The organism is Bradyrhizobium sp. CCGUVB4N, from assembly GCF_024199945.1.
Classification (GTDB): Bacteria; Pseudomonadota; Alphaproteobacteria; order Rhizobiales; family Xanthobacteraceae; genus Bradyrhizobium.
On record NZ_JANADP010000001.1, the window covers coordinates 5605571 to 5627626 of the forward strand.

The window sequence follows — 22056 nt, forward strand, 5'->3', positions numbered from 1 at the left end:
TCCGGACGATCCGGGCCAAGGTTAACCAATCCAGACTGATTTGCCAAAAATTTCCCGCTGGCCCGTTCAGAAGGTGTTGACCAGGAACCTGACGCGGGCGTGACCGCGGCGGTTTGGCGCGGGATTTCCCCGTTTTTCTACGGCCTAATTTACCCGACATTCAAAGCTGTGGCGTGAAATCGGGCAAAACCACAGATCTCGGGGCTCGTCATGTTTCGCCTACCCGCCGACTCCCGCTTCGGCCGATTGCTTGCCCGCTTTGTGTCCGCCGAGCAAGGCAACATCGCCGTCATTTTCGCCATCACCCTGCTCCCGATCCTCTGCATGGTCGGCGCCGCCGTCGACTACTCTCGCGCATCGCGCGCACGCTCGTCGATGCAAGCCGCCCTCGACTCCACCGCGCTGATGCTGTCGAAGGATTTGACGGCGGGAACGATCACGACTTCGGACATTAGCACGAAGGCGCTGAGCTACTTCTCGGGTCTATATACCGATACCGAGGCCAAAGGCGTCAACATCACCCCCACCTACACGGCCGCGACCACGAGTGCGGCAGCCACCCTGCTGCTGACTGGCACCGGCTATATCACCTCCGATTTCATGCAGATTGCCGGCTTTCCGACGCTCGGCTTCAACACCACCTCGACCTCCACCTGGGGCAACGCGAAGATGCGCGTTGCGCTTGTGCTCGACAACACGGGATCGATGGCACAGGACGGCAAGATCACGGCACTGAGAAACGCCGTGGCCGGATCCGGCGGCCTCATCGACCAGCTCAGCGCCCTCAGCAAGAACAGCGGCGATGTCTATATCTCGGTCATCCCGTTTGCCAAGGACGTGAATGTTGGATCCAGCAATTACACGCAGAGCTGGATCGATTGGACGAGCTGGGAAGCGGAGGCACCGGACCTCGTGTCGTCTAAGCCCTCGAATTGGGCGAACATCGGACCGGGCTCCAACTGCCCGTGGTCGATGTCAAATAACGGCTTCACTTGCGTGAATGGTCCGGGCAGCACATCGGCGGTCAGTACCATCCCGAATTCGGGCTCGAACAAAGGGCTGATCTGCCCCGGTACCAATGGCAGTGGCTCGTACAAGTACCACTATTTGATCAATGGCTGCTATAACAGCGTGGCATCGGGCTCGACGTATACGCACACGTGGCAGCCGAATTCCCACTCGACGTGGAGCGGATGCATTACGGATCGGACCCAGCCGTACGACGCGCAGTCCACGGCGCCGAACTCAAGCACTGTCGCCACCTTGTTCCCGGCAGAGCAATACTACGAGAACAGCACTTCCTTTTGCAGCAGCAGCGCTTCGACCCAGCTCGAGCCGATCATCCCGCTGAGCTATAATTGGAGCACACTCAAGACCGCGGTCAACGCAATGCAGCCAACCGGCGGCACCAACCAGGTGGTGGGTCTGGCCTGGGGATGGCTGTCGCTCTTGCAGAGCGCTCCGTTGAACGCGCCGGCGGAAAGCGGCACCAACGGCACCACCTACAACAGGGTCATCATCCTGCTATCCGACGGCCTGAACACCGAGAACCGCTGGCCGGCCTACGGCGACGGCAGCAGCCAGACCACCACCTACGGCAACAGCACCTTCCCCGGTTCGATCGACGCCAGGCAGCAAGTTCTGTGCGACAACCTGCACAACGCCAGGGACTCCGGCGGAGCACCGATGTACACGATCTACACGATCCAGGTGAACACGAGCTCGCCCGCCGATCCCACGTCGGCGATCCTGAAATACTGCGCGAGCAGTCCGGACAAGTTCTACATGCTCACCAGCTCGAGCCAGATCGTGACCACGTTCAACACGATCGGGACTGCTCTCAGCAAGCTGCGGCTGGCGAGATAGTCCTGCACAATTTGCAAAGAGAAAGCCGGTTTGCAAAGAGAAAGCCGGGCTGAACCAGCCCGGCTTTCTTGATTCCAAAACCTGTCGCGCGAATTACTGGGCGGCCGGGGTGAACTTCGACACGACCGTTTCGACCGGCTTGAACGCCTGCTTGGCGAGGTCGCTGTAGAGGCCGGCGATCTTCTGCGATTCCGCGACGAAGGTCTCGTAGGCGGAACGGGCGAAATCGGTCTGGGCTTCCATCGCCTTGTCCAGCGACTTCACGCCGGAAAGCTTCTCGACGAAGGACTTGGTGTCTTCAAAAGACTTCTTGGTGTAGTCGCCATAAGCGCTGGCGATCGCCTGGAGGCCGTGCTGCACCGAGGTCGCGGAAGCAACGCACGTCTCGAAATGCTCTTTCCCGTAGTTCTGAAAGTCTTCAACCTTGAACATCTTGGAATCCTTTTCCCTGGCTCGCGTCCGGAAGCCCCGGCTCCCTGACTCTGCCCACAATTAGTGCAACGCACAAAAAAGTCAAGAATCTTGTGCGACGCACAAAAGTCGGCGCAAGTTACGGAAATTCCCGGGCTTTCCCGCAAGGGTTTCTTAAGCTTTTGGAAACCGCGGCGCCCTACCTTGATTCCCTGGACGTGTTCACTTCCGCAGACGGTCAAAAGCCGTTTGAGAACATCACCTTAGCCAGAACAGCGGCTCAGGCCCAACGTCTCCCGCGGCGATCACCAGCGGAGAGACAGCCTGAGCAGGTAATGATCCCGGGTCCGCAGGGCACAATTTCGCCTCACGAGCCGGTGATCAAGTCACAAACGGGGACGGGGTTCCATGCTTCGTAACAACTGGTCTTCCTCGCGCTTGGCGCGGGTTGGCGTTTTCGGGCTTCTTACGGTCACCACAGCCGTCATCTTCACGACTGACGCAGCCGATGCGCGGCGCCATCGGCGCCACTATGCGCACCACCGGGTGCAGCGTGAAGCGTCCGAGAGCTCCAGCCCGAAATTCGCGTCGATCATCGTCGACGGCAATTCAGGCACGGTGCTTCAGTCGAACAGCCCCGACGGACTGCGCCATCCCGCCTCGCTCACCAAGATCATGACGCTTTATCTGCTGTTCGAACGTCTCGAGTCCGGCAAGATGAAGCTCGATACCGAGATGCCGGTATCGCAGCACGCGGCCGACCAGGATCCGACCAAACTCAACCTGCGTGCCGGCCAGACCATCCGCGTCGAGGACGCGATCAAGGGTCTCGTCACCCGCTCCGCCAATGATGCTGCCGTTGTGATCGCCGAAGCGATCGGCGGCGACGAGGACGATTTCGCCGCGATGATGACGCGCAAGGCGCGCGCGCTCGGCATGTCCAAGACAGTCTACCGCAATGCCAACGGCCTTCCCAACGACGAGCAGGTGACCACTGCGCGCGACCAGGCCACGCTCGGCCGTGCCATCCAGGAGCGCTTCCCGCGCTACTATCGCTTTTTCTCGACCACCTCGTTCACCTGGCGCGGCGAGCAGATCCGCAACCACAATCATTTGCTCGGCAGCGTCGAGGGCGTCGACGGCATCAAGACCGGCTACACCCGCGCCTCCGGCTTCAACCTCGTGACCTCGATGCGCCGCGGCAACCGCCACCTGATCGGCGTGGTGCTCGGCGGCCGCAGCGGCGGCTCGCGCGACGCCATCATGCGCAATCTGCTGGCGGAGAACCTCGAGAAAGGCGCGACCACCCACACGGTCGTGGCGGTGACCGAGCGCAATAGCGCCGACACCAGCACCGACGTTGCCGACGCTTCGGATACCCCGGCCCGTCCGGCTGCGCCGGTTCAGGTCGCGGCGGCCCCTGCTCCCGAAGCACCCGCACCGCGTCCCGCCTCGCGCCTGTCGGCCCTGGCAGCTGCGACCGCGGCAATGCCGCCGGTCCAGCCCAAGCCCGAAGCCAGGCCCATCGAGTCCAAGATCGAGCCCGCGCCGCTCACCAATGGCGTGATCTCGAGCCAGCCGCTCGCCCTCATTCCGGGCTCGTCCGAGCCGATGAAGCCGGTCCGGGTCAAGACGGTCCAGGTCAAGGCCGGCGCGGTCAAGGTCGCCTCCGCCGCCCCCGCCCAGGTCGCGCCCCAGGTCACCAACACGATTTCGTCCCGCTCCGACGTCGCCGAGACCTCCGGCGCCGTCGTCGCCAGGGCCGACATCATCAACAAGCCGGAGCCCGCCCGGGCCGAGGTCGCCCGGACCGAGATGCCGCAGCAGCCGGCGGGCTTCGGCACCGGCAACGGCATCCTCGGCGTGCTGCCGGCGACCAGTGCCGCTGCCCCGGCGCCCGCCCCGGTCGCCAAGCTCGCTTCCGCCGATCCGTCACCGCAGCCGATCCAGATGAGCGCCACCACCAAGCCGGTCGCTACCCATAGCGGCTGGATCGTCCAGGTCGGCGCGCTCGAGAGCGAGAGCGAGGCCCAGCAGCGCATTGAAGCCGCGCGCAGCTCGGCCCGCGGCCTGCTCAGCAAAGCCGATCCGTTCACCGAGCCTGTTGTCGCCAGGGACAATCGCAAGCTCTACCGCGCCCGCTTCGCCGGGCTCGAGCGCGACCAGGCCGAAGCGGTGTGCAAGGCGCTCAAGCGCGCCGACATCTCCTGCATGACCGTCCGCAACTGATCTTCCTGCCCCTCCAAGCAAAATGCCCGCGCCCTGCGCGGGCATTTTTGTTTTTGGGATGCGGTGGCGCTCGAGGCTGTTCCGCGACAACTTCTCGTCAAGGATTTACGGTTAAAACTTTACTCAAGGGATCGACCACGCCGACAATGGCGGGCATCGGGCGACGGCAGACAGAGCAAGCGGAGCTTACGCGGTACGGGCGTTTGTGGCGTGGTGCCGGAGTTAGCCGTTATGCGTACGAAGCAGAGTATCCTTGGCCTCGTTTACACGGGCAGCGAGGTACGTCGAGCCCCCCTGGTCGGGATGCAGTTTCTTCATGAGGGATTTGTGCGCCCGGCTGATGTCGTCGCGCCCCGCTCCCGGCTGCAAGCCAAGGATTTGATAGGCTTCCTCCGCCGTCATTTTGCCGCTCGACGCCGTGCGGCGCTGCCCCCCTGCCGCGTTGCCCTGCGCGTTCTGACGCCAAGCGGGAAACCGGCGGTCCAGATAGCTTTCAAGTAAGGCCACGCTCTCGGCGTCGAACGCCGGGACCATCGCCAGCAGGCTTGCAAGATCGAACTCGTCGAGGCCGCGCCCGGCGTGAGGCCCGGCGACGATCTGGCCCGAGAGCTGGCCGGACTCGTGATCGAGCCGCATGTCCAGGAATTGCGAGCGTACGCGCGAGCTCTGGTTGGGCGAGCGCGCAGCGCCGCCGCCAAACATGCCCCCGATATTGCCGAAGCCGGCGTTTGCCAACGGCGTCCAGCCGAGCAGTCCGGCGCCAAATATCCCGAGCGGGATCGCCACCGCCAATTCACCCCTTAAGCCCGTGAAGGCCGCCACCGCGAGCGCGACTACGCCGCCCCCGACCTTGATGGCGCGCGCCAGCACGGCCGGATTGGCGGCGCGGAACATCTGGAGCAACAGATACAGCGTGATGATAGCGACAAGGCCGGCAATCAGGGTCATGGCGGGAATATAGTCGCCCTCTTGTCAAAAAGCATGGTGTCCTTCCTTCCCGCCACGATCGGAAGATGACACGCCAGGCCGTTTTGCCGATAAGCAATCTGCCCGATCTCTCCGGCACGCGCGGCCGTAACGACGATCGCGCCATCATCGTAGGAGCGATGGCAAGGGTTTGGGGGAGACGATGAGCAGCGGATTCAAGCCACCGATCGTGCCGGCCGGTTTCTTCGGCATCGTCCTTGGCCTTGCGGGTCTCGGCAACGCCTGGCGTGCCGCGCACCACGTCTGGCACTTGCCGGCGATCGTCGGCGAAATCATCTTCGCCTTCGCCTCGATCGTCTGGGCGGTGCTGATCGCGTTGTTCGCGCTACGCTGGATTTTCGCGCGCGCGGAGTCGCTCAGCGAAGCCCATCACCCGGTCCAGTGCTGCTTCATCGGCCTCGCCGGCGTCTCCACCATGCTGATCGCGATTGCCGTGGAGCCCTATTCGCGCCTCGCCGCCATCGTCCTGTTCGGCCTCGGCGCCGCATTCACGCTCGGTTTCGCACTGTGGCGGACGGGACTGCTGTGGCGCGGCAATCGCGACCACACGGCGACGACGCCGGTGCTCTATTTGCCGACCGTTGCGGGCGGCTTCGTCACGGCCGGCGTTTCGGCGGCGCTCGGCTACCCCGATTGGGGACAGCTCGCGTTCGGCGTGGCGCTGTTCTCCTGGTTCGCGATCGAATCCGTGCTGTTGCACCGGCTCTATACCGTCGAGACCCTTCCCACCGCGCTACGTCCGACGCTCGGCATTCAACTCGCACCGCCCGTGGTCGGCGCGGTCGCCTATCTCGCGATCAATGGCGGTGTCCCCGACATGTTCGCGCATATCATGGTCGGTTACGGGCTGATGATGGCGCTGCTGCTGCTTCGGCTGCTGCCCTGGATCCTGGAGCAGCCATTCTCGGTGTCCTATTGGGGCTTCACCTTCGGTGCGACCGCACTTGCGATCGCTCCGATCCGCATGGTCGGGCACGGCGATACCGGCGCGATCGCAATGCTCGCGCCCTATCTGTTCGCGGCCGCCAATATCGTGGTTGGACTGATCGCGCTTGGCACGCTGCGCCTGATCCTGCAGGGCCGATTGCTGCCGCCTGTCGCCGCACCGCCCGCGGCGCAGGCCGCACGGGCCTGACCTGCTACTTCATCTGTCCGATCAGCTGCGCCGCGCCGCTCGCCGTCTTCGCCAGCTTCAACAATGCCTCGCGACCGCCGGCGGCATAGGCCGCAGCGGCCCGCAACAGCTCGCGCAGCTGCGCCGCCGCGCCCGGATCGAACCGGCACCAGGCGCCGCCGGTCAGGCGCGCGATCTCGCGAAACGCCTGTTCGGCGATCGCATCATGGCCTTCCTGAAACAGGAACAACGGCACCTTCAGCATGCCGAGTTCGCCGGCCTTGGCACAAAGTGCGTCGACCTTCTCCTCCATGGCGTCGCCGACGAAGACCACAGCACGCACACCCGATGCAACCGCCTCGCGCCGGGCGTCGGTCAGCACTCTGCCGATCTGGGTGTCGCCGCCACGGCAATCGATCTTGCTCATCAGCGTCGCGAGCTTGCTGCTGTCCGAAATCCACCCGGTGGCACGGCATTCGTTGAAGCCGCGATAGTAGACGAGCCGGATGTCGAGGCTGCCGAGCGATGCGGCCTCGCGAAACATATCCGCCTGAAGCGCACAGGCCATGTCCCAGGTCGGCTGCCGGCTCATTGTCGCATCCAGCGCGAAGATCAGGCGGCCCTTTGCGCCGGGTGCATGCGGCGACAGCGCACGCGCCTTGGCGACGAAGGCGGCGACGTCGTCCGCGGTCGAGGTCTTCGCCTGCGGCAACGCGCCGTCGTCTTCGGCTCGCGCCGAGACGGCATCGCTACCGCGCGGTTTAATGGGGTCGCCGGACATCTGGGGTCGCACTCGGTCTCACACCACCAATGTGGATAGCGTGCCCTGCCCGGTCAATGCACAAAGCCTCCGCCGGCCGAAGGCCAACGGAGGCTTTGAAAGTAGTTCCAGCGAACGTCTGGCTGATCAGCTCTTGGCTGGCGACATCAGGGCCACGGGACCCGGCTCGAGCACCTTCGGCGGCGACGTCGAGGTATCGACCGGCGCGATGGCGCTGTCGGTGTCGCTCAGGAATTTATCGAGCATGCCCTGGATCGAGTTCTTGGCCGCATCCGGACCGGTGTCGCGCATGTCGTTGTGCTGGAATTCGGTCTTCACGACCTGAATGCCTGCCTTCTCGCACTCCTCATCGGTCGGGATCACGCCCGCGTCAGTCTTGAACTGCGGATCCTGCGAACGGAACGACAGGATCTTGAACTTGCCGGCGGTGACGAAGGGCACGCGGAGATTGTCCAGCGTCACGACCTTCTTGACCTCGTCCGGATACTGCTTGGCGAAGTACATCGTGATGTCGCCGCCCATCGAATGGCCGACCATCGTCACCCGCGAATAGTCGGCGTTGGGCTGGACCTTCTTCATCTCCTGCATCGCCAGATGGATATTGGCGACACCGCGCAGGATCTGCGGCAGCCGGCCGACATAGATTTCGCCGGGCTTGGTCACCATCGGCGGATCGGTCGGCAAATCATGCTGCGGGCTGACGACGAGATAGCCGCGCGCGGCGAAGATGTTGGCGAGGAAGCCGTACTCGGTGTTCTTGACGGTGTTGCCGTGATTGATCACTGCGACCGGCATGGTGATCAAGCCGGCATCGGCCTGCATTTCCTTGTCGCGGCGAATTGCGATGTCGACAGGCACGGGACGGTTGTCGCGCGAAGCGTCGTAGAAGGTGATGGTCTCGTGCTTGATGGCCCACTTGCTCGCCGTGAAATAGGCGACGCCGCAGAGGGCTCCGACAGAAACCAGAACGGCAATTCCACGCTTCATTTTCGTCCTCAGCCTCAGGTCTTGCGACCTGATCCCTGTTGAAAATCGTGTTGTTCGAGGAGCTCTTCGGCCCCTTCGCGCCTATTCCCTAATATATGTCACAGCCGCGTGACAGGAAGGCCAAATATTGTGAACTGGCAGCCCTTTCATTGTGCGGCGCACACGTTTCTTGGGCATCCCGTTCTCACAAGGCTACGTCAGGGTGCAGGTCACCATCCGACGCAACCGGTCTAGATTGGGTTCAATTTCGCGGTAAACGTGGGATGAAAACGGTCGAACACGGCCGCAGTTCCCGCGGGAACCGGTGACTTTGATCGACTGGAAGTAGCGCTATACCGCTTGGGTCAGGCGCCGAGGATGTCGTGGACCTCGAGCGGCTTGTCGACCTGGCTGAACCACTCGGCGCGATTTGCCGCACGGCGACGGCCGCGCTCGTCGAGCGGCAGCTTGAGCTGGCGGAGCAGGCTCGTCACCTCTTCCCGCGCGGTAAGATGTCCGAGATTGGGCCGCATCCCGAGCGTGGCCTCGTCGATCTCGTCGAGCGCCGTCAGGCCGCGCGGAAAAAACTCGCGATAGACGACGCGCTCGGCGAAGCCGTCGACGTAGCGGAAGCCGAGCCGCAGTGACAGATCCTTCAGCCCCTCGGCGACGAGCTGCTTGTTGCGGGAGCCGAGCATCGACAGGCGGTTGCGCACCACGATCCAGTCGGTGGTCGAACCGTCGAGCTGGCGGCGCTTGCGCCTGACGTCGCGCACCATCTCGGCGTAATGGCTTTCCCCCGTGACCGCGTAATTGGCGGGGTCGACGGTGCCGAGCACGTCGAAATCGAGGAAGCTGTCGTTGATCGGCGTGACCAGCGTGTCGGCCATCGAATGGGCAAGCCGCATCAGGTAGCTGTCGGTGCCAGGCGTATCGATAACGATGAAGTCGAAGCTGCTCTCGACCGCCGAGACTGCCTCCATGAATTGAAGGAACTCGGAGTTCTCGTTCTCGGCGACCTGCATCGTCTCGCCGAGCTTGATGCAGCGATGCATCGGCAACTCGAGGTCGAGCTTGGTGCGGCGCGCCCAGGCGGAGCGGTTGTTGATGTAGCGGGTGAAGCTTTGCTGGCGGCAGTCGAGATCGATGGTAGCGACGCGCTGGCCGGCCTTCAGGAGCGCAACTGCGATGTGCAGGGCGGTGGTCGATTTGCCGGAGCCGCCCTTTTCATTGCCGAGCACGACGACATGCGCCGAGCCGGATTGGCTTTGGCTAGCCTGCACAAGCATAGCGATCCTCAACACCCCTGAACAATATCTTCGAGTTGGCCGCGTCTGCGGTCAAGTGAAATGCGTGACAGGATGACGAAATCAATGTGCACTGGTCTTCATCAAGAATCGCATCGCGATGTCGCCTCTGTAATCCGACCGCAATGGCGCGACATCCTCGCTGCGGAGGATGCTGTGCCGCATGTCGATGCATGGCGTCCACGACCGCCGCTTGTTAAGGTTAGCCGCAAGCGCGGCAGACCGCGCCCACCCCCAACGATTCCCGAGTCTTGATGTCACGAAGCCCCTTGATCACCCGCACGGTGCCCGCCCTGCGACGCGCCGTCGACAATCTCCGCAAGCGAAAGGCCACGGTCGCGCTGGTTCCGACCATGGGCGCCCTCCATGACGGGCATGTGTCGCTGGTGCGCCTGGCCAAGCGACGCGCGAGCCGCGTCATTGTGTCGATCTTCGTCAATCCAACCCAGTTCGCCCCGACCGAGGATTTCGGCGCTTATCCGCGAACCTGGAAAGCCGACATCGCCAAGCTCGCGGCCGAGGATGTCGACATCGTCTGGCACCCCGGCGTCGAGGCGATGTATCCGGAGGGCTTTGCGACGCGCGTCGTTCCGGAGGGACCGGCACTGGCCGGCCTCGAGGACCGCTTCCGCCCGCACTTCTTCGGCGGCGTCGCCACCGTCGTCGGCAAGCTGTTCACGCAGTGTCGGCCGGATGTCGCGATCTTCGGCGAGAAGGACTTTCAGCAATTGCGCGTGGTGACGCAGATGGCGCGCGATCTCGACCTTGGCGTGAAGGTGATCGGCTCCCGCACGGTGCGCGAACGCGACGGGCTCGCGATGTCCTCGCGCAATGTGTACCTCTCACCCGAGGAGCGGCAGACCGCCACCACCCTCTACCGCGCCATGAAGGACAGCGCTCGCCGGATCCAGGCCGGCGAGACAATCGCGAGCGCGATGGCGCGCGGCGCCGAGATGATCGAGGCGACCGGCTTTGCGCTCGACTATTTCGAAGCGCGTCATGCCGAGACGCTGGCGCCTGTCACCTCGCGCAAGGACGGGCCGTTGCGGATTCTGGTGGCAGCCAAGCTCGGCACGACGCGGCTGATCGACAATATCGCGGTGCGATAGCCGAGGTTGATCTTGAACCTCGCCTCAACCCTATGGATGATCGTGGCGAGGGAACAAGCCAAGCGACAGGTCCATGTCATCGATCCGCGCCATCATCGTCGGCTGCCTATGGGCGCTGATTGCCGCCACCGCTGCGCAGGCGCAGGAGCGGCCGCCGATCGGCGTGTACGGCTCCCCGCAGGACGCGATGATCTTCTATGTCGCCCACGGCCCCACCGGTGCCTGCGGTCCGGGCTGCTCCGACTGGATTGCAGCCGAAGGCACCGTGCAATGGGACAGCTGGAAGCGGTTGATTGCGATCCTCGACCGTCAGCAGGGACGCAAGCTGCCGCTGCTCATCCATAGCTGGGGCCCTTCCAACCTCAACGTCGCGACCAGCATGGGCCGCATCCTGCGCGAGCACGGCCTGGATGCGACGGCGGGCGCGACCGAGGTCGAGGCCTGCGCCGGCCGGTCGGAGGCGGATTGTTTTGCCGTGAAGCGTCCGGGCGGCCCGCTCGACGCCACGGTGTCGGTGCCGGACCCGGCTTGCGATCTGGCCTGCGTCCTGGTGCTGGCCGGCGGCGTGCATCGCAGCCTGCCCGAGGGCGCCAAGGTGGTGCTGACCGGCCGCTCCATCCACAACCGCCGCGCGCCCAACGTCTCGGCCGAGCAGCGCGAGAGCCTGACGGTGATCTTTGGCGAGCGCTACCGGAAATACCTGCTCGAGATGGGCGTCGAGCCCGGGCTGGTCGACATCGTCGACAGTCTCGACGAAGGCAGCCGCCCGTTCATAGTGCCGCCCGCCGAAGTGGCGCGGTTGCACATCGTCACGCCGCCCTGAGCGGCATTCCTCAGAGCAATCCGAGATCGCGCAGCTCGCGCCGCATCGGCTCCGGCATCGCCGCGATGGTGCCTGCGGCGGACTTGCCGAGATCCGGCGGCACGGAATCGTCGGTGAGATAACGCCAGCCCTGGAACGGGCGCATCGGCCGCGGCGACACCGAGATCACTTTCGGCTGCATCACGATCCGGCAACGCCCGATACCGTCCTTGTCGCGGAACGGCTCGATGCCGATGATCTTTTCGCGCGCCGCGATCTCGCCCTTGATGACCCAATAGAGCGATCCGCCCGACAGAATCTCGGCGTCGCGCTTGGGCACCATGCGGGTGACGTGGATGTGGTGTTGCGGCAGGCCTTTTTTCTTGGCCGTCTGCATCCGCTCGGCGATCCACCCCTTCAATTCCTTGACGGAGTCGCAGCCGACGGCAAGCTTGATCAGATGAAGTGGCATGGCCCAGCATTAGCGGGCCGGCCGCAGGTTTTCAAAGCCGAACTAGTACCTCGTCACACTGATTATGACTGGTTGATTCCGAGCCAGTTCAGGATGGGCAGGTCTTTCGGAGCCACGAGGATTTGGATGCTTCGAGCGACGCCGGGTTGGCGCCGAATGAGACCATTTCGTTCGAGGGTCACGATCATCTGGTGGACCGAAGGCGGGCTGACTTGAAAGTGGCGCTGCATGTCGGTCTCGGCGGGCGGGCGTCGGAACATGTGCGCGTAGGTGTAGATGAAGGCCAGGTACTGGCCCTGCTTTTCGGTGAAGCCTTGAGGGCTGAGGCTGCGAGCGGCGCCTGATTTTCGATTCATTTGTCGATTCGTCCGGTCCTCCGACAAGGAGGTCGCGATGAATGTACGTTATCGGGTCGAATTGAGCCAAGCCGAACGCTGTGAACTCACCGCGATGTTGAGCAAGGGCAAGCGGGCTGCCCGCAAGCTCAAGCGCGCCCAGATATTGCTGGCGGCCGATGCCGGCCGCAGCGATGAAGAGATTGCCCGCGCCGTGGCGGTGGGCGGTTCCACCGTGTACCGGACCAAACGGCGCTTCGTGGAAGGCAATCTGGAGCGGGCGCTGAGCGAGGATCCGCGTCCAGGCGCGGAGCGCAAGCTCACCGGCAAGGAGGAAGCCCTGCTGGTGGCAACGGCTTGCGCAACCCCTCCCGAGGGTCGCGCCCGCTGGACGCTGGAGCTTTTGGCCGACGCCATGGTCAGGCTCACCGACCACGAGAGCCTGTCGGGCGAGACGGTGCGCCGGCGGCTGGCCGAAAACGGCCTCAAGCCGTGGCGCAAGGATATGTGGTGCATTCCAAAGGTCGATGGCGAATATGTCGCCCGCATGGAAGACGTGCTCGACCTATATGCCGAGGCGCCTGATCCCGACCGGCCGGTGGTCTGCTTCGACGAGAGCCCGGTCCAGCTCATCGGCGAGGTTCGCGAGCCGATCCCCGCCGAGCCGGGCCAACTCGAACGTTACGATTGCGAGTATCGCCGCAACGGCACCGTCAATCTCTTCGTCTGCATCGACGTGCATCGGCCATGGCGCAAAGTCAAAGTCACAGAGCGACGGGCGGCAGAAGATTACGCCCAGTGCATGCGCGAACTCGTCGATGTTCATTATCCCGACGCCGGGTGCATCCGCGTCGTGCAGGACAATCTGTCGACCCACTCCGTAGGCTCCCTCTATGAGGCATTCGCGCCTGACGAAGCCCGGCGAATTCTGCGCCGCCTGGAGTTCCACTACACCCCAAAGCACGCCAGTTGGCTCAACATGGTCGAGATCGAGATCGGCGTGCTCCGCGGTCAGTGCCTCGACCGCAGGATCGACGACCCAAACTGGCTCCGCCGCGAAATCGCCGCATGGGAGAAACAACGAAATGCCGCTGGCGCCCGCATCAAATGGATGTTCACGACCGAAAAAGCCCGCGCCAAAATGGGCCGCGCCTATCCCGCAACGTCCAAAGAGTCACAATCACTGTGACGAGCTACTAGTCGTTATCCGCAGCCGCGGGAGCCGAGCCCGGCGGCGGCGCGAGCGGAACCGGCGCCGGCGGCGCGGCGGCGGGTGCGCGCGCAGCCTTCGGCGCCGGCGGCTTCTTCGCAGCCGGTGCCGCGGGTGCTGCGGCCTGTGCCGAGGTCGCAGCCGGGGCACGTGGCGCCGGCGCCGCAGCCGCATTGGCGGCCGGTGACTGGCGCGCGGCCGGCTCAGGATTCATGATGCTCACCGGCGGCGTCGAAGAGGCGCTCGGGAACTCCGCATTGGTCGGTTTGCCCGTCGGCATCGACGGCGGCAGCCCGGCGATCGCACCCAGGGGTGCAGTCCCCGCCGGCGCCGCGGCGGGCGCGTTCCAGGTCGGCGCATAACGCGCGACCAGCATGTCGTAGAGATGGGAGTCCATGTTGGCGGCGACCTGCTGCTGATCGGTCAGCGAGCGGAAGGTGGCACAGTCGAACTGGGTGCAGCCGTCGCGCACGACCAGCACCTGGGCAACGAGGCCGTAGCGATCGCGCTCCAGCGACTTGCGCAGCACCTTCGTGTCCACCGTCATGCTCTTGTCGGCGGTCGCGGCGTCGCCGAGCGCAGTCAGCCGATCGATCCGGGCTGCCGTGTAAGCGACGGCGGCAGCCGCCGCGTCAGGCGCACCGAACAGCGCCTTCTCGCAGCCAGCGGCGACGGCATCGCCGGCGAGGTCGTCGAGGCAGGACAGCGCCGGCAGGCTTGTATTCGCCACGGCCAGCGCACGCGCTTCACTCGGCGCGGCCTGCCCTGCGGGTCCGTAGACGCGCATGGTGGCGGCCACCGCAATGCTGATCGAGAGTAGCGTGATGACGGTGAGCGCACCGTTGGCGACCGATCTTTCGGCCCGCAGCAACGTGATCAGCAGGATCAATCCGAAGAAGCCGGCAGCCGCCAGCGTCATCCACATCGGAAAGGCCGGCGAGCGCCAGATTTGGTCGAGCGACGAGGCCGATGCCCAGTCCATGCGCGATGTCCCCTCACGCGAGCCGAGTGCGAATGGTCAAGCGAGCACCGCGAGTCGGCAACTGCCCCCGCCCACCTTGTCGAGGCGAAGCGGGCCTTTTAACGGCGGGCGAGCGAATTCGCCCGCAATATCAATGCGTGGTGCCGTCAGCGCATTACGAGAGTGCGAGCTGGCTTTCCTTCGCGACTCGTTCGAAGGCCTCGGTCGAGCTCTTGATCCGGTACTGGCAGTCGTCACCTTCCGTCGGCAGCAGGCGAATGACCTCGTACGAACCACTCGCAGCCGGGCGCGCGACGTTGCTGGCAGTGAACAGTACGCGCGTTCCAATCGGGAATTTGTGCTTCAACACCCTCTCCATCACTCAAACAACGCCTGCCTCGCCCGTGGTCCCACTGCGAGGCCGGCTGGAAACCCAGCCGCTGTATAGCACGCATGCGGCGTTTTTGACCAGCCTCATGCGAGCATGGCGAACGTGCCAATTTTGAAGTCTTTTCAGGACGATAACGGGAACAGAGCCGGCCTGGACGACCGCTGGAACCAGGCCTCAGGCGCCATGAGGCAGATGGCCCTGCGGGCTTGCCTGATCCACCGCCTTGGGCAGCTCCTGGGCCAGGATCTCGCCCAGCTGGTCGACCGGGATGTTGTAGCGCGCGGCAAGCTGCCGGACGGTGTCGTTGCCGAGCACGGCGCGGAGCTGGTCGGCGGAGATCGGCAGGTTCTGGCCGTTACCGAGCCAGGATTTGACCTGGTCGCCGAAGCCCGCCTGCTGGAGCTTTGCGACGATCGCGCCCAAGCCGCCCTGGTTGTTGCTACCGAACACCTCGTTCATCACGGCCGGCAGGACGGCGGCGCCGAGCTGGCCAAGCGCGCTGCGCAGCGCGGGATTGTTCTCCAGCGAGTCCAGAATTCCCATGGCCGTCCCTTCTTTCGTTGTTCCCCGTGATTGAGCGCCGCGAGCGGCCGTGCCGTCAAGCTGCGCCCATTCACATTTTCAAGTGAGCATGATCTCGCCGGAGAACCGGTGTCCGCTTCTCCGGATCATGCCCGCAATTACACAGTCTCGAATTTTTCGATGACAAGCGTTTCGGCGAGGCCATCGCGGGTCCACTCCTGGAACGCCGGCATCGCCAGCATCGTGTCCATGTAGGCTTTGGCCTCCGGCGTGACCTCGATGGCGTAGGTCCGGAAGCGATGCACGACCGGCGCATACATCGCATCGGCCGCGCCGAAGCGGCCGAACAGGAACGGGCCGCCGGCACCGTAGCGGGTCCGGCACGTGCGCCAGATCTCCTGCACGCGCGCGACGTTGGCCTTGGCATCCGCCGACAGCGTCACGGGACGCACGGGACGGTGCAGGTTCATGCCGCATTCGCTGCGCAGCGCCATGAAGCCGGAATGCATCTCGGCGCACACCGAACGGGCAAACGCGCGGGCCGCGACGTCATCGGGCCACAGCTTCACTTCCGGATAGCACTCGGCGACATACTCGATGATGCTCAGCGAATCCCACACCGTGATGTCGCCGTCGACCAGCACCGGCACCTTGCCGGCGCGGCTGAAGGACAGGATCTGCTCCTTGTCCGCGGGATTGTCGGTGTAGAGCGGGATCACGGTCTCCACGAACGGGATGTCGTTGGCGCGCAGCGCAAGCCAGGGCCGCATCGACCATGACGAGTAGTTCTTGTTGCCGATCGCGAGCTTGAGCGCTGCCATGTCACGGGTCCTTCGTTAAGTCCTCTGGATGCGGCTGCTTTTAACGCCATCGCCTGCCGCCAATCAATCGTTGCCGCAACCCATCATGCATGGCAATCGTTGCGACCTCGCGAGGAGAGAGACATGAGCAGGCATTGGGTCGACATCACCGCCGTCGGCTTCTTCATCATCGAATGGCTGGCCTATGCCGCAACCCTCGAGCACTCCGCCTATGGCCGCGACAGCCTGTCGGCGCGGATGAATCGCTACCGCGAGGTCTGGGTCCGCCGGCTGCTCGATCGCGAGGCACGCATGGTCGACATGCAGATCATGGCCTCGCTCCAGAACGGCACCGCCTTCTTCGCCTCCACCAGCCTCTTCGCGCTTGGCGGCGCGCTGGCGCTGCTGCACGCCACCAACGACGCCATCACCATTCTGGGCAAGCTGCCGATCGACCTCAGCACCTCGCCCGCAATGTGGGAGCTGAAATGCGTCGGGCTGGTGTTGATCTGCGTCTATGCGTTTTTCAAATTCGCCTGGGCCTATCGCCTGTTCAACTATGTCGCGATCCTCTACGGCGGCATGCCGCCGGCTGCGCTGCGCGACACGCCGGAGGCCGAAGCCCACGTCATCCGCACCACGCGCGTGTTCGAGTCCGCCGGCCGCCATTTCAACCGCGGCCAGCGCGCCTTCTTCTTCGCGCTCGGCTATCTCGGCTGGTTCGTGAGCCCCTGGGTGCTGTTCGTGACCACGGCCGCCGTGGTGATCGTGACCTGGCGACGCCAATTTGCGTCCAGCGCATGGGCGGCGATGGCGCCGGATGTGGTTGATGACGACAAGGTGACGAAGCGCGGTCATTGAGGACCTCATGTGAAGGTGCGAGCGACGCGGCGCGGTGCCGTAGGGTGGGCAAAGCCGCAACGCGCACGCGCCGCTTGACATGGCGTGCACGTTTCCTCGACAACTCACGCCGTGATCAGTTTTCCCAGAATTGCCGACCTGCCGACCACGCCCTTCTCCGGGGTCGATGTGGTTCGGGGCGTCGAATGCGCGGCGTCCGATGGCGACGGCGCGGGACGCGTTTTGGTCGAGGTCGACGGCAAGCCTGACGTCCTCGCGTTCTATGGCGCGGCGCCCGAAGGCGCGCCGGCCGATCCCGTCATCTTCCTGCGCGGCGATGCCGTCGAGAAACGCGATGACGACGTCGTGGTGGCCAACGAGTGGTACGTCGCGGCGACGGCCTACGACGTGCAGGCGCTGGCTGAACAGTTCAGCGCCTGCTTCCATCGCCCCTATGTCCACCTGGCGCGCCCGGGTATCCTCGGTTCGACGGGGCACCATCTCGACCGGCGCCGGCCGCGCGAAGTTGCACTGGTCGATGCGGCGCTGACCCGGCTCAAGGCGCATTTCGGCTGGCGCCGCCTCAATCTCGTCGGCCAGTCCGGCGGCGGCCATCTCGTGGCTGCGCTGATCGCGTGCCGCGACGATATCGGTTGCGCGGTGATCACCTCGGGGAATACGGCGGTGGCCCAGCGCAATCGCGAGAACGGCTGGGCCGCCGACATCACCGGACACAGCGACTTCCTCGACCCGATCGACCATGTCGCCGAGGTCGCGCGCCATCCGCCGGAGAAGATCATCGTGCTGACGGACCCGCAGGACCGGCGCGTGTCGGCGTCCGTCCAGACCGCCTATGTCGAGGCACTGCGCCGCGCCGGCGCCGCCGTGGACCACCGCCTCCTGCCGGCCTCCGGCAAGCTTCGCCACGATCTGCAACTGCCGGGAATTTTGGCAGCCTTCACCTGGCTCGCGAACCAAAACACCTAGCCCGGACATACCGCTCGCTATTGACGCGGGAAAATTTCCCACATATCCCTGCCGTCGCGAATTCAGCGGCAGCCGGACGTAAATGCATCCTGACCTTCGGCCGGCACCGGCACACACTGCAATCGAGCCGAAACGATCGGGAAACGCCGCCTACGCCGGGCTGCTGGCATCGATCATCGCCATGGTTGCAGCCGGCCTCCTGGTGCGGCTGAATTCATTCCCCGGCTTGCACGGTGACGAAGCCTGGGTCGGACTGCGCGCGCTGGAGCAGCAGGCCCGCGGAATGTTCACGCTTCGCGGCATGAACGGCTATACCGGATCACTGTTCCCCGAAATTACGAGCCTGGTCTTTTCGATCATCCCGGCGAGCGTCGGCAGCCTGCGACTGGCGGGCGCGATCTTGAATGGCCTTGCCCTGGGCTTGACCGCGCTCGCCCTCTGGAAACGCGGCGCGGCCGCGCTCTATTTCGCGCTGGCGATGGGATCCTCGCTGCTATTCCTGTTCTACAGCCGGGTCGCCTGGGAGGTGAACGCGCTCCAGAACCTCCTGCTGGCGCTCGTGCTGCTCGCTCTCCCACACCTGCTGGAGCGAGGTCGAAGCCTTGATCGCTGGCTTTTCCTTCTCCTGCTCGCCTTCTCATTGGGGTGCTGGAGTCACGCCATCTTCATTGCCGCAGCGCTGTCCTTTGCTGCCGCGACGCTCCTCGTCGCGCTCACATGGCCTGGCGAAAGCAGCGCAAGGCTGCTGCTGATCGGCCAGCTGAACGTTCTGGTCCAGATCGTCCTGTGCGGACGGCATTTTGTCGGCGACGGCGCATTCGCGACCCGGGCCCTGCCGGCGATGCTGGCCGGTCTCGGCCTGATCGCGCTCGCAACCCGTGCCTATGTCCGCGTCGAGGGCCATCTGCTTCCGCACACGATCAGAGCCTTGACCAATCGGCGTGTCGCGAGGCTTGCAAACGTCGTCCTCGTCGGTTTCGTGGTGCTCTCGCTCGCAGCATCGCTGATCGGCGATGTCAGCTTCTTCGGCACGGTCTCGGGCGTGATCCTGCTCGAGCGTGTCGTCTCCTACCTGCCCGGCCCGATCGAAATGATCGCGCTGCACATGCGCATGGCGCTGCTGCTCGTATTGTTCGCGGCGGCTGCACTGCGATCCCTCCGCGCCAAACCGAGCGCGCCGGAGCAGCTCCTGCTGCCGCTGTTCTGCCTGTGGACGATCGCGTATTTCCCGGCGCTGCGGCTTTCGATCGCGAGCGTTGCCGATCGCTACTACATCATCCCGCAATTCCTGTTTTTCGTGTCGATCGCGCTCGCCATCGACGGCCTTCGCGCAAGCTGGAAAATGCCTGCCTTAACGCTGCTGCTCGCCGGTTTCATCCATGCGCAAGTGACGATGGTCCGCGAAGCCTTTCGCGACGAGGACCGGCCGCCGTTCGAGCTGTTCGACTATGCCGGCTATACCGACACCTCTCGCCATTTCATGAAGCTCCACGCGCTCACGAATGAGCTGAAGTCACGAGCCACTTGCCGGGTGGAGTCATCCAGCTTCTTCATCGCGCAGCCGATGCGCTTCCTGATGGCGGTGGGTCAGCCCTGCTCGGGCAAGGCCGGGGCGCGGGTGGAATATTGTGCCGCGTGTCTCGCACCGGTTCGTGGATTCGAGCTGCAATTGCAGGAATAGCCGGTCATCGGTGCGTAACGCGGCCGCTACCCGCCAAAATCCTGCGGCGCGAACGACAGGTCCATCACCTTCCATTCGTCGTACTTGTCGACGGGCAACATCTTGTAGGGCTGGCAAGCCTGCAGCGCGCTCATCGCTGATTGCACAATGGCCACGCCCTTGGTCGACGGCGGCGCCTCGATCAGGATCGGCGGCCGCGCCAGCGTGCCGTCGGTGGCGAGCACCGCACGCAGCCTGATGTGAACGGCATCGGTCGGTGCAACCCCGGCCGGAAGTTTCGAACAGCTCCTCAAGTGCCGGCGAAGCTCGGCAATGACCTCGGGCGGCAACTTGGCGCCGATCGAATCCTTGGCATCGCCGCCGTCATCCTTGGGCACGTCTTTCGGCACGGGCGGCAATGCCGGCGGCAGGCCCAGCATCACGCCGTATTTGACGGTGACGTCAGGCTCCGGCGTCCGATAGGCGGGGGGCGCGGCCTGCGGCTGCGGCATCGCCGGAGGTGGCTGCTGCGCCGCCTGAGGCTGAGGCGGCGGCTGTTGCGGTGGCACCTGCGATGGCTGGGGCTGCGGCTGCTTCTGCTGCGGCTCCTGCGCGGCCTGCTGCGCCGCCTTCTCTGCTGCCTTCTCCCTGGCCGCAGGCTTGGGCGCTACATCCGCCTTATCCTTGTCGGTGAAGTCCAGCTTCGGCAGCTTCAGGTCAGGGAGCGGCTCCGGCGGCTTCTCCTTCGCCTCCTGTTGGGCCTTTTCCTCCGCCTTGGCCTCCTCCTCCTTCACCTGCTCCAGCGTGACGATATCGACCGCGACGGTCTCGGGCGGTGCGGAATGAAACGGATGGACCTCGCTGATCACGATGATCAGCGCCACCAGCGTCAGATGCGCGATGGCTGACGCCGCAATGTCCGTCCGTATGATCTTCCGCCGTTCCATCGCCCGATCTTGGGTTGCCGACCTGCTCCTAGCATACCGGAACAGCCCCTCAATCCCATTTCGGCGCGAAGCCAAAATCGGTCAGGCGGCCCCTGGGGCTGGCAAGCGCGGCGACCTCCGCCATCTCGTCGTGCGAGAGCTCGAAATCGAAGATCTCGATATTCTCCGACAGCCGCTCGACACGCGACGTTCTGGGAATCGCGGACACATTCTGCTGCACCAGCCAGCGCAGGCAGATCTGTGCCGGCGTCTTGCGATGGGCGCGGCCGATTCCCGCGAGTGTCGGGTCGGCCTTGATGCGGCCCTTGGCGATCGGGCTGTAGGCAACGAGGGCCATCCCATGCCGGTCGCAGGCCGCCCTCACCTTCGCCTGATCGAGGTAGGGGTGATATTCGACCTGGTTGCAGACGAGCGGCTCGGGTGACAGCGCGACCGCCTGCTCGATCAGCGCCACCGTGAAATTGGAGACGCCGATGTGGCGTGTCAGGCCCATCCGCTTGGCGTGCGCCAGCGCACCCAGCGTCTCCTCCAGCGGCACATGCGAATTGGGCCAGTGCAGCAGCACCAGGTCGACGGCGGGAAGCCGCAACCGCACCAGGCTCTCCTTGACCGATCGCTCGAGATCGTGGGGTGCGAAATGGTTGGTCCAGACTTTTGTCGTGACGAAGATGTCGTCGCGACGGACACCGGAGGCGCGCAATCCGTCGCCGACCTCGCGTTCATTGTCGTAGACTTGGGCGGTGTCGATGTGGCGGTAGCCGAGCCGCAACGCCTGCTCGACCACGCGCGCGCAGGTCCGGCCGCTCAGCTCCCAGGTCCCCAGCCCGATCGCCGGAATTTTCGCGCCATTGGCCTCGACGAACAGCATGAGGAATCCTCTCTGTTGCGGCAGCCCCAAATGTCATCACCGGCGTCATTATGGACCCGGTCCGCCAGAGTGCAACGAAGGATGCTAACGTGAGGTTCGTGTCAGGCGTTCAGGCTTTGGCGAGCGCCTGGAACACCGTGTCGGGCGCATGCGCGATCACGGCCAGCAATGCGCGCGCGGGTCCGCGCGGGGCGCGCTTGCCCTGCTCCCAGTTGCGGATGGTCTCGACGGGCACGCCGAGCTTGGCGGCGAACTCCATCTGGGTGAGACAGGCGCGCCGGCGCAAATCGCGCACCGCGAGCGAACCGGCCTCCGCCGCCGGAGTCTCGGCTGCAGACGCGACCGGCTGGACGGGAAACTCTTGCCCGTCCCGCAACTCAACGACCCGTCCGTCCGCCTTCAGCCGCAACCGCATGCTCATTCCCCCAAGCGGGAGGGATCATGCGGCAGCACGCTTAAGGTGGGATTAAAGGTGGTCTCGTGCCCCGGCC

General features: G+C 64.6%; 22 protein-coding genes and 1 pseudogene. 9 read left to right on the top strand and 14 right to left on the bottom strand.

Translation table 11 applies throughout. From position 1 onward, the window contains the following. Positions 1-210: 210 nt before the first annotated feature. Positions 211-1866 (top strand): pilus assembly protein, encoded by a 1656-nt coding sequence (locus tag NLM31_RS25910; RefSeq protein ID WP_254194094.1) that lies wholly within the window; start codon positions 211-213, stop codon positions 1864-1866. A 93-nt stretch (positions 1867-1959) separates the two neighbouring features. Here the strand turns inward: NLM31_RS25910 and NLM31_RS25915 are convergent, their stop codons facing one another. After that, entirely contained in the window at positions 1960-2298 is a 339-nt protein-coding gene (locus tag NLM31_RS25915) for a phasin family protein (protein WP_148754857.1), read from the bottom strand. Positions 2299-2685: 387 nt separating this feature from the next. Here NLM31_RS25915 and NLM31_RS25920 point away from each other — a divergent pair, with 387 nt between their 5' ends. Continuing rightward, positions 2686-4506 (top strand): serine hydrolase, encoded by a 1821-nt coding sequence (locus NLM31_RS25920; protein ID WP_254194095.1) that lies wholly within the window; start codon positions 2686-2688, stop codon positions 4504-4506. Between the two features lie 222 nt (positions 4507-4728). Here the strand turns inward: NLM31_RS25920 and NLM31_RS25925 are convergent, their stop codons facing one another. Continuing rightward, positions 4729-5454, bottom strand: coding sequence for a DnaJ domain-containing protein (locus NLM31_RS25925; RefSeq protein ID WP_254194096.1), 726 nt, complete (start codon positions 5452-5454; stop codon positions 4729-4731). 181 nt (positions 5455-5635) lie between these two features. On the opposite strand from NLM31_RS25925, the gene tehA reads away from it, so the two are divergent. Then, positions 5636-6628: a dicarboxylate transporter/tellurite-resistance protein TehA gene (tehA, locus tag NLM31_RS25930; protein ID WP_254194097.1), complete on the top strand. Its 993-nt coding sequence runs from the start codon at positions 5636-5638 to the stop codon at positions 6626-6628. Between the two features lie 4 nt (positions 6629-6632). Here the strand turns inward: tehA and NLM31_RS25935 are convergent, their stop codons facing one another. The 3 genes from NLM31_RS25935 to NLM31_RS25945 all read right to left on the bottom strand — a co-directional run bounded on the left by NLM31_RS25935 (position 6633) and on the right by NLM31_RS25945 (position 9643). After that, entirely contained in the window at positions 6633-7388 is a 756-nt protein-coding gene (locus NLM31_RS25935) for a VWA domain-containing protein (RefSeq protein WP_254194098.1), read from the bottom strand. A 126-nt stretch (positions 7389-7514) separates the two neighbouring features. After that, the gene (locus NLM31_RS25940) at positions 7515-8375 is read right to left on the bottom strand and encodes an alpha/beta fold hydrolase (RefSeq protein WP_254194099.1); all 861 of its coding nucleotides are present in this window, start codon (positions 8373-8375) and stop codon (positions 7515-7517) included. Between the two features lie 344 nt (positions 8376-8719). After that, complete coding sequence (locus tag NLM31_RS25945; protein WP_148754852.1) at positions 8720-9643, bottom strand: division plane positioning ATPase MipZ; 924 nt, start codon at positions 9641-9643, stop codon at positions 8720-8722. A 272-nt stretch (positions 9644-9915) separates the two neighbouring features. On the opposite strand from NLM31_RS25945, the gene panC reads away from it, so the two are divergent. Further along, complete coding sequence (gene panC / locus NLM31_RS25950) at positions 9916-10770, top strand: pantoate--beta-alanine ligase (protein ID WP_254194100.1); 855 nt, start codon at positions 9916-9918, stop codon at positions 10768-10770. 73 nt (positions 10771-10843) lie between these two features. Further along, the gene (locus tag NLM31_RS25955; protein ID WP_254132053.1) at positions 10844-11593 is read left to right on the top strand and encodes a hypothetical protein; all 750 of its coding nucleotides are present in this window, start codon (positions 10844-10846) and stop codon (positions 11591-11593) included. Between the two features lie 10 nt (positions 11594-11603). On the opposite strand, the gene NLM31_RS25960 is transcribed toward NLM31_RS25955, so the two are convergent. Continuing rightward, entirely contained in the window at positions 11604-12044 is a 441-nt protein-coding gene (locus tag NLM31_RS25960) for a DUF1489 family protein (RefSeq protein ID WP_254132054.1), read from the bottom strand. Between the two features lie 62 nt (positions 12045-12106). Continuing rightward, positions 12107-12400, bottom strand: coding sequence for a LexA family transcriptional regulator (locus NLM31_RS25965; protein ID WP_254128687.1), 294 nt, complete (start codon positions 12398-12400; stop codon positions 12107-12109). 37 nt (positions 12401-12437) lie between these two features. Between NLM31_RS25965 and NLM31_RS25970 the strand changes: the two genes are divergently transcribed. After that, positions 12438-13568, top strand: coding sequence for an IS630 family transposase (locus tag NLM31_RS25970; RefSeq protein ID WP_254191295.1), 1131 nt, complete (start codon positions 12438-12440; stop codon positions 13566-13568). A 7-nt stretch (positions 13569-13575) separates the two neighbouring features. On the opposite strand, the gene NLM31_RS25975 is transcribed toward NLM31_RS25970, so the two are convergent. The 4 genes and pseudogenes from NLM31_RS25975 to NLM31_RS25990 all read right to left on the bottom strand — a co-directional run bounded on the left by NLM31_RS25975 (position 13576) and on the right by NLM31_RS25990 (position 16284). Then, positions 13576-14571, bottom strand: coding sequence for a hypothetical protein (locus NLM31_RS25975; RefSeq protein WP_254132055.1), 996 nt, complete (start codon positions 14569-14571; stop codon positions 13576-13578). A 154-nt stretch (positions 14572-14725) separates the two neighbouring features. Beyond that, positions 14726-14929 carry a hypothetical protein gene (locus NLM31_RS25980; protein WP_148773938.1) on the bottom strand — a complete coding sequence of 68 codons (204 nt, stop codon included), beginning with the start codon at positions 14927-14929 and terminating at the stop codon, positions 14726-14728. Positions 14930-15115: 186 nt separating this feature from the next. Next, positions 15116-15499, bottom strand: a pseudogene (locus NLM31_RS25985) (YidB family protein); the annotation flags it as partial. A gap of 122 nt (positions 15500-15621) precedes the next feature. Beyond that, positions 15622-16284: a glutathione S-transferase family protein gene (locus tag NLM31_RS25990; RefSeq protein WP_254194101.1), complete on the bottom strand. Its 663-nt coding sequence runs from the start codon at positions 16282-16284 to the stop codon at positions 15622-15624. A 123-nt stretch (positions 16285-16407) separates the two neighbouring features. Between NLM31_RS25990 and NLM31_RS25995 the strand changes: the two genes are divergently transcribed. The 3 genes from NLM31_RS25995 (at position 16408) to NLM31_RS26005 (ending at position 19771) form a co-directional block, all read left to right on the top strand. Continuing rightward, positions 16408-17124 (top strand): DUF599 domain-containing protein, encoded by a 717-nt coding sequence (locus NLM31_RS25995; RefSeq protein WP_254132058.1) that lies wholly within the window; start codon positions 16408-16410, stop codon positions 17122-17124. Between the two features lie 111 nt (positions 17125-17235). Then, positions 17236-18090, top strand: coding sequence for a S9 family peptidase (locus NLM31_RS26000; protein WP_254194102.1), 855 nt, complete (start codon positions 17236-17238; stop codon positions 18088-18090). A gap of 181 nt (positions 18091-18271) precedes the next feature. Then, positions 18272-19771 carry a hypothetical protein gene (locus NLM31_RS26005; protein WP_254194103.1) on the top strand — a complete coding sequence of 500 codons (1500 nt, stop codon included), beginning with the start codon at positions 18272-18274 and terminating at the stop codon, positions 19769-19771. A 26-nt stretch (positions 19772-19797) separates the two neighbouring features. Here NLM31_RS26005 and NLM31_RS26010 read toward each other — a convergent pair whose 3' ends face one another. The 3 genes from NLM31_RS26010 to NLM31_RS26020 all read right to left on the bottom strand — a co-directional run bounded on the left by NLM31_RS26010 (position 19798) and on the right by NLM31_RS26020 (position 21986). Then, a complete protein-coding gene (locus NLM31_RS26010) occupies positions 19798-20697 on the bottom strand; it encodes a hypothetical protein (RefSeq protein WP_254194104.1) in 900 nt (299 codons plus the stop codon). A gap of 49 nt (positions 20698-20746) precedes the next feature. Next, positions 20747-21565, bottom strand: coding sequence for an aldo/keto reductase (locus NLM31_RS26015; protein ID WP_254194105.1), 819 nt, complete (start codon positions 21563-21565; stop codon positions 20747-20749). Between the two features lie 109 nt (positions 21566-21674). Then, complete coding sequence (locus NLM31_RS26020) at positions 21675-21986, bottom strand: DNA-binding transcriptional regulator (protein ID WP_254132063.1); 312 nt, start codon at positions 21984-21986, stop codon at positions 21675-21677. Between the last annotated feature and the right edge of the window lie 70 nt (positions 21987-22056).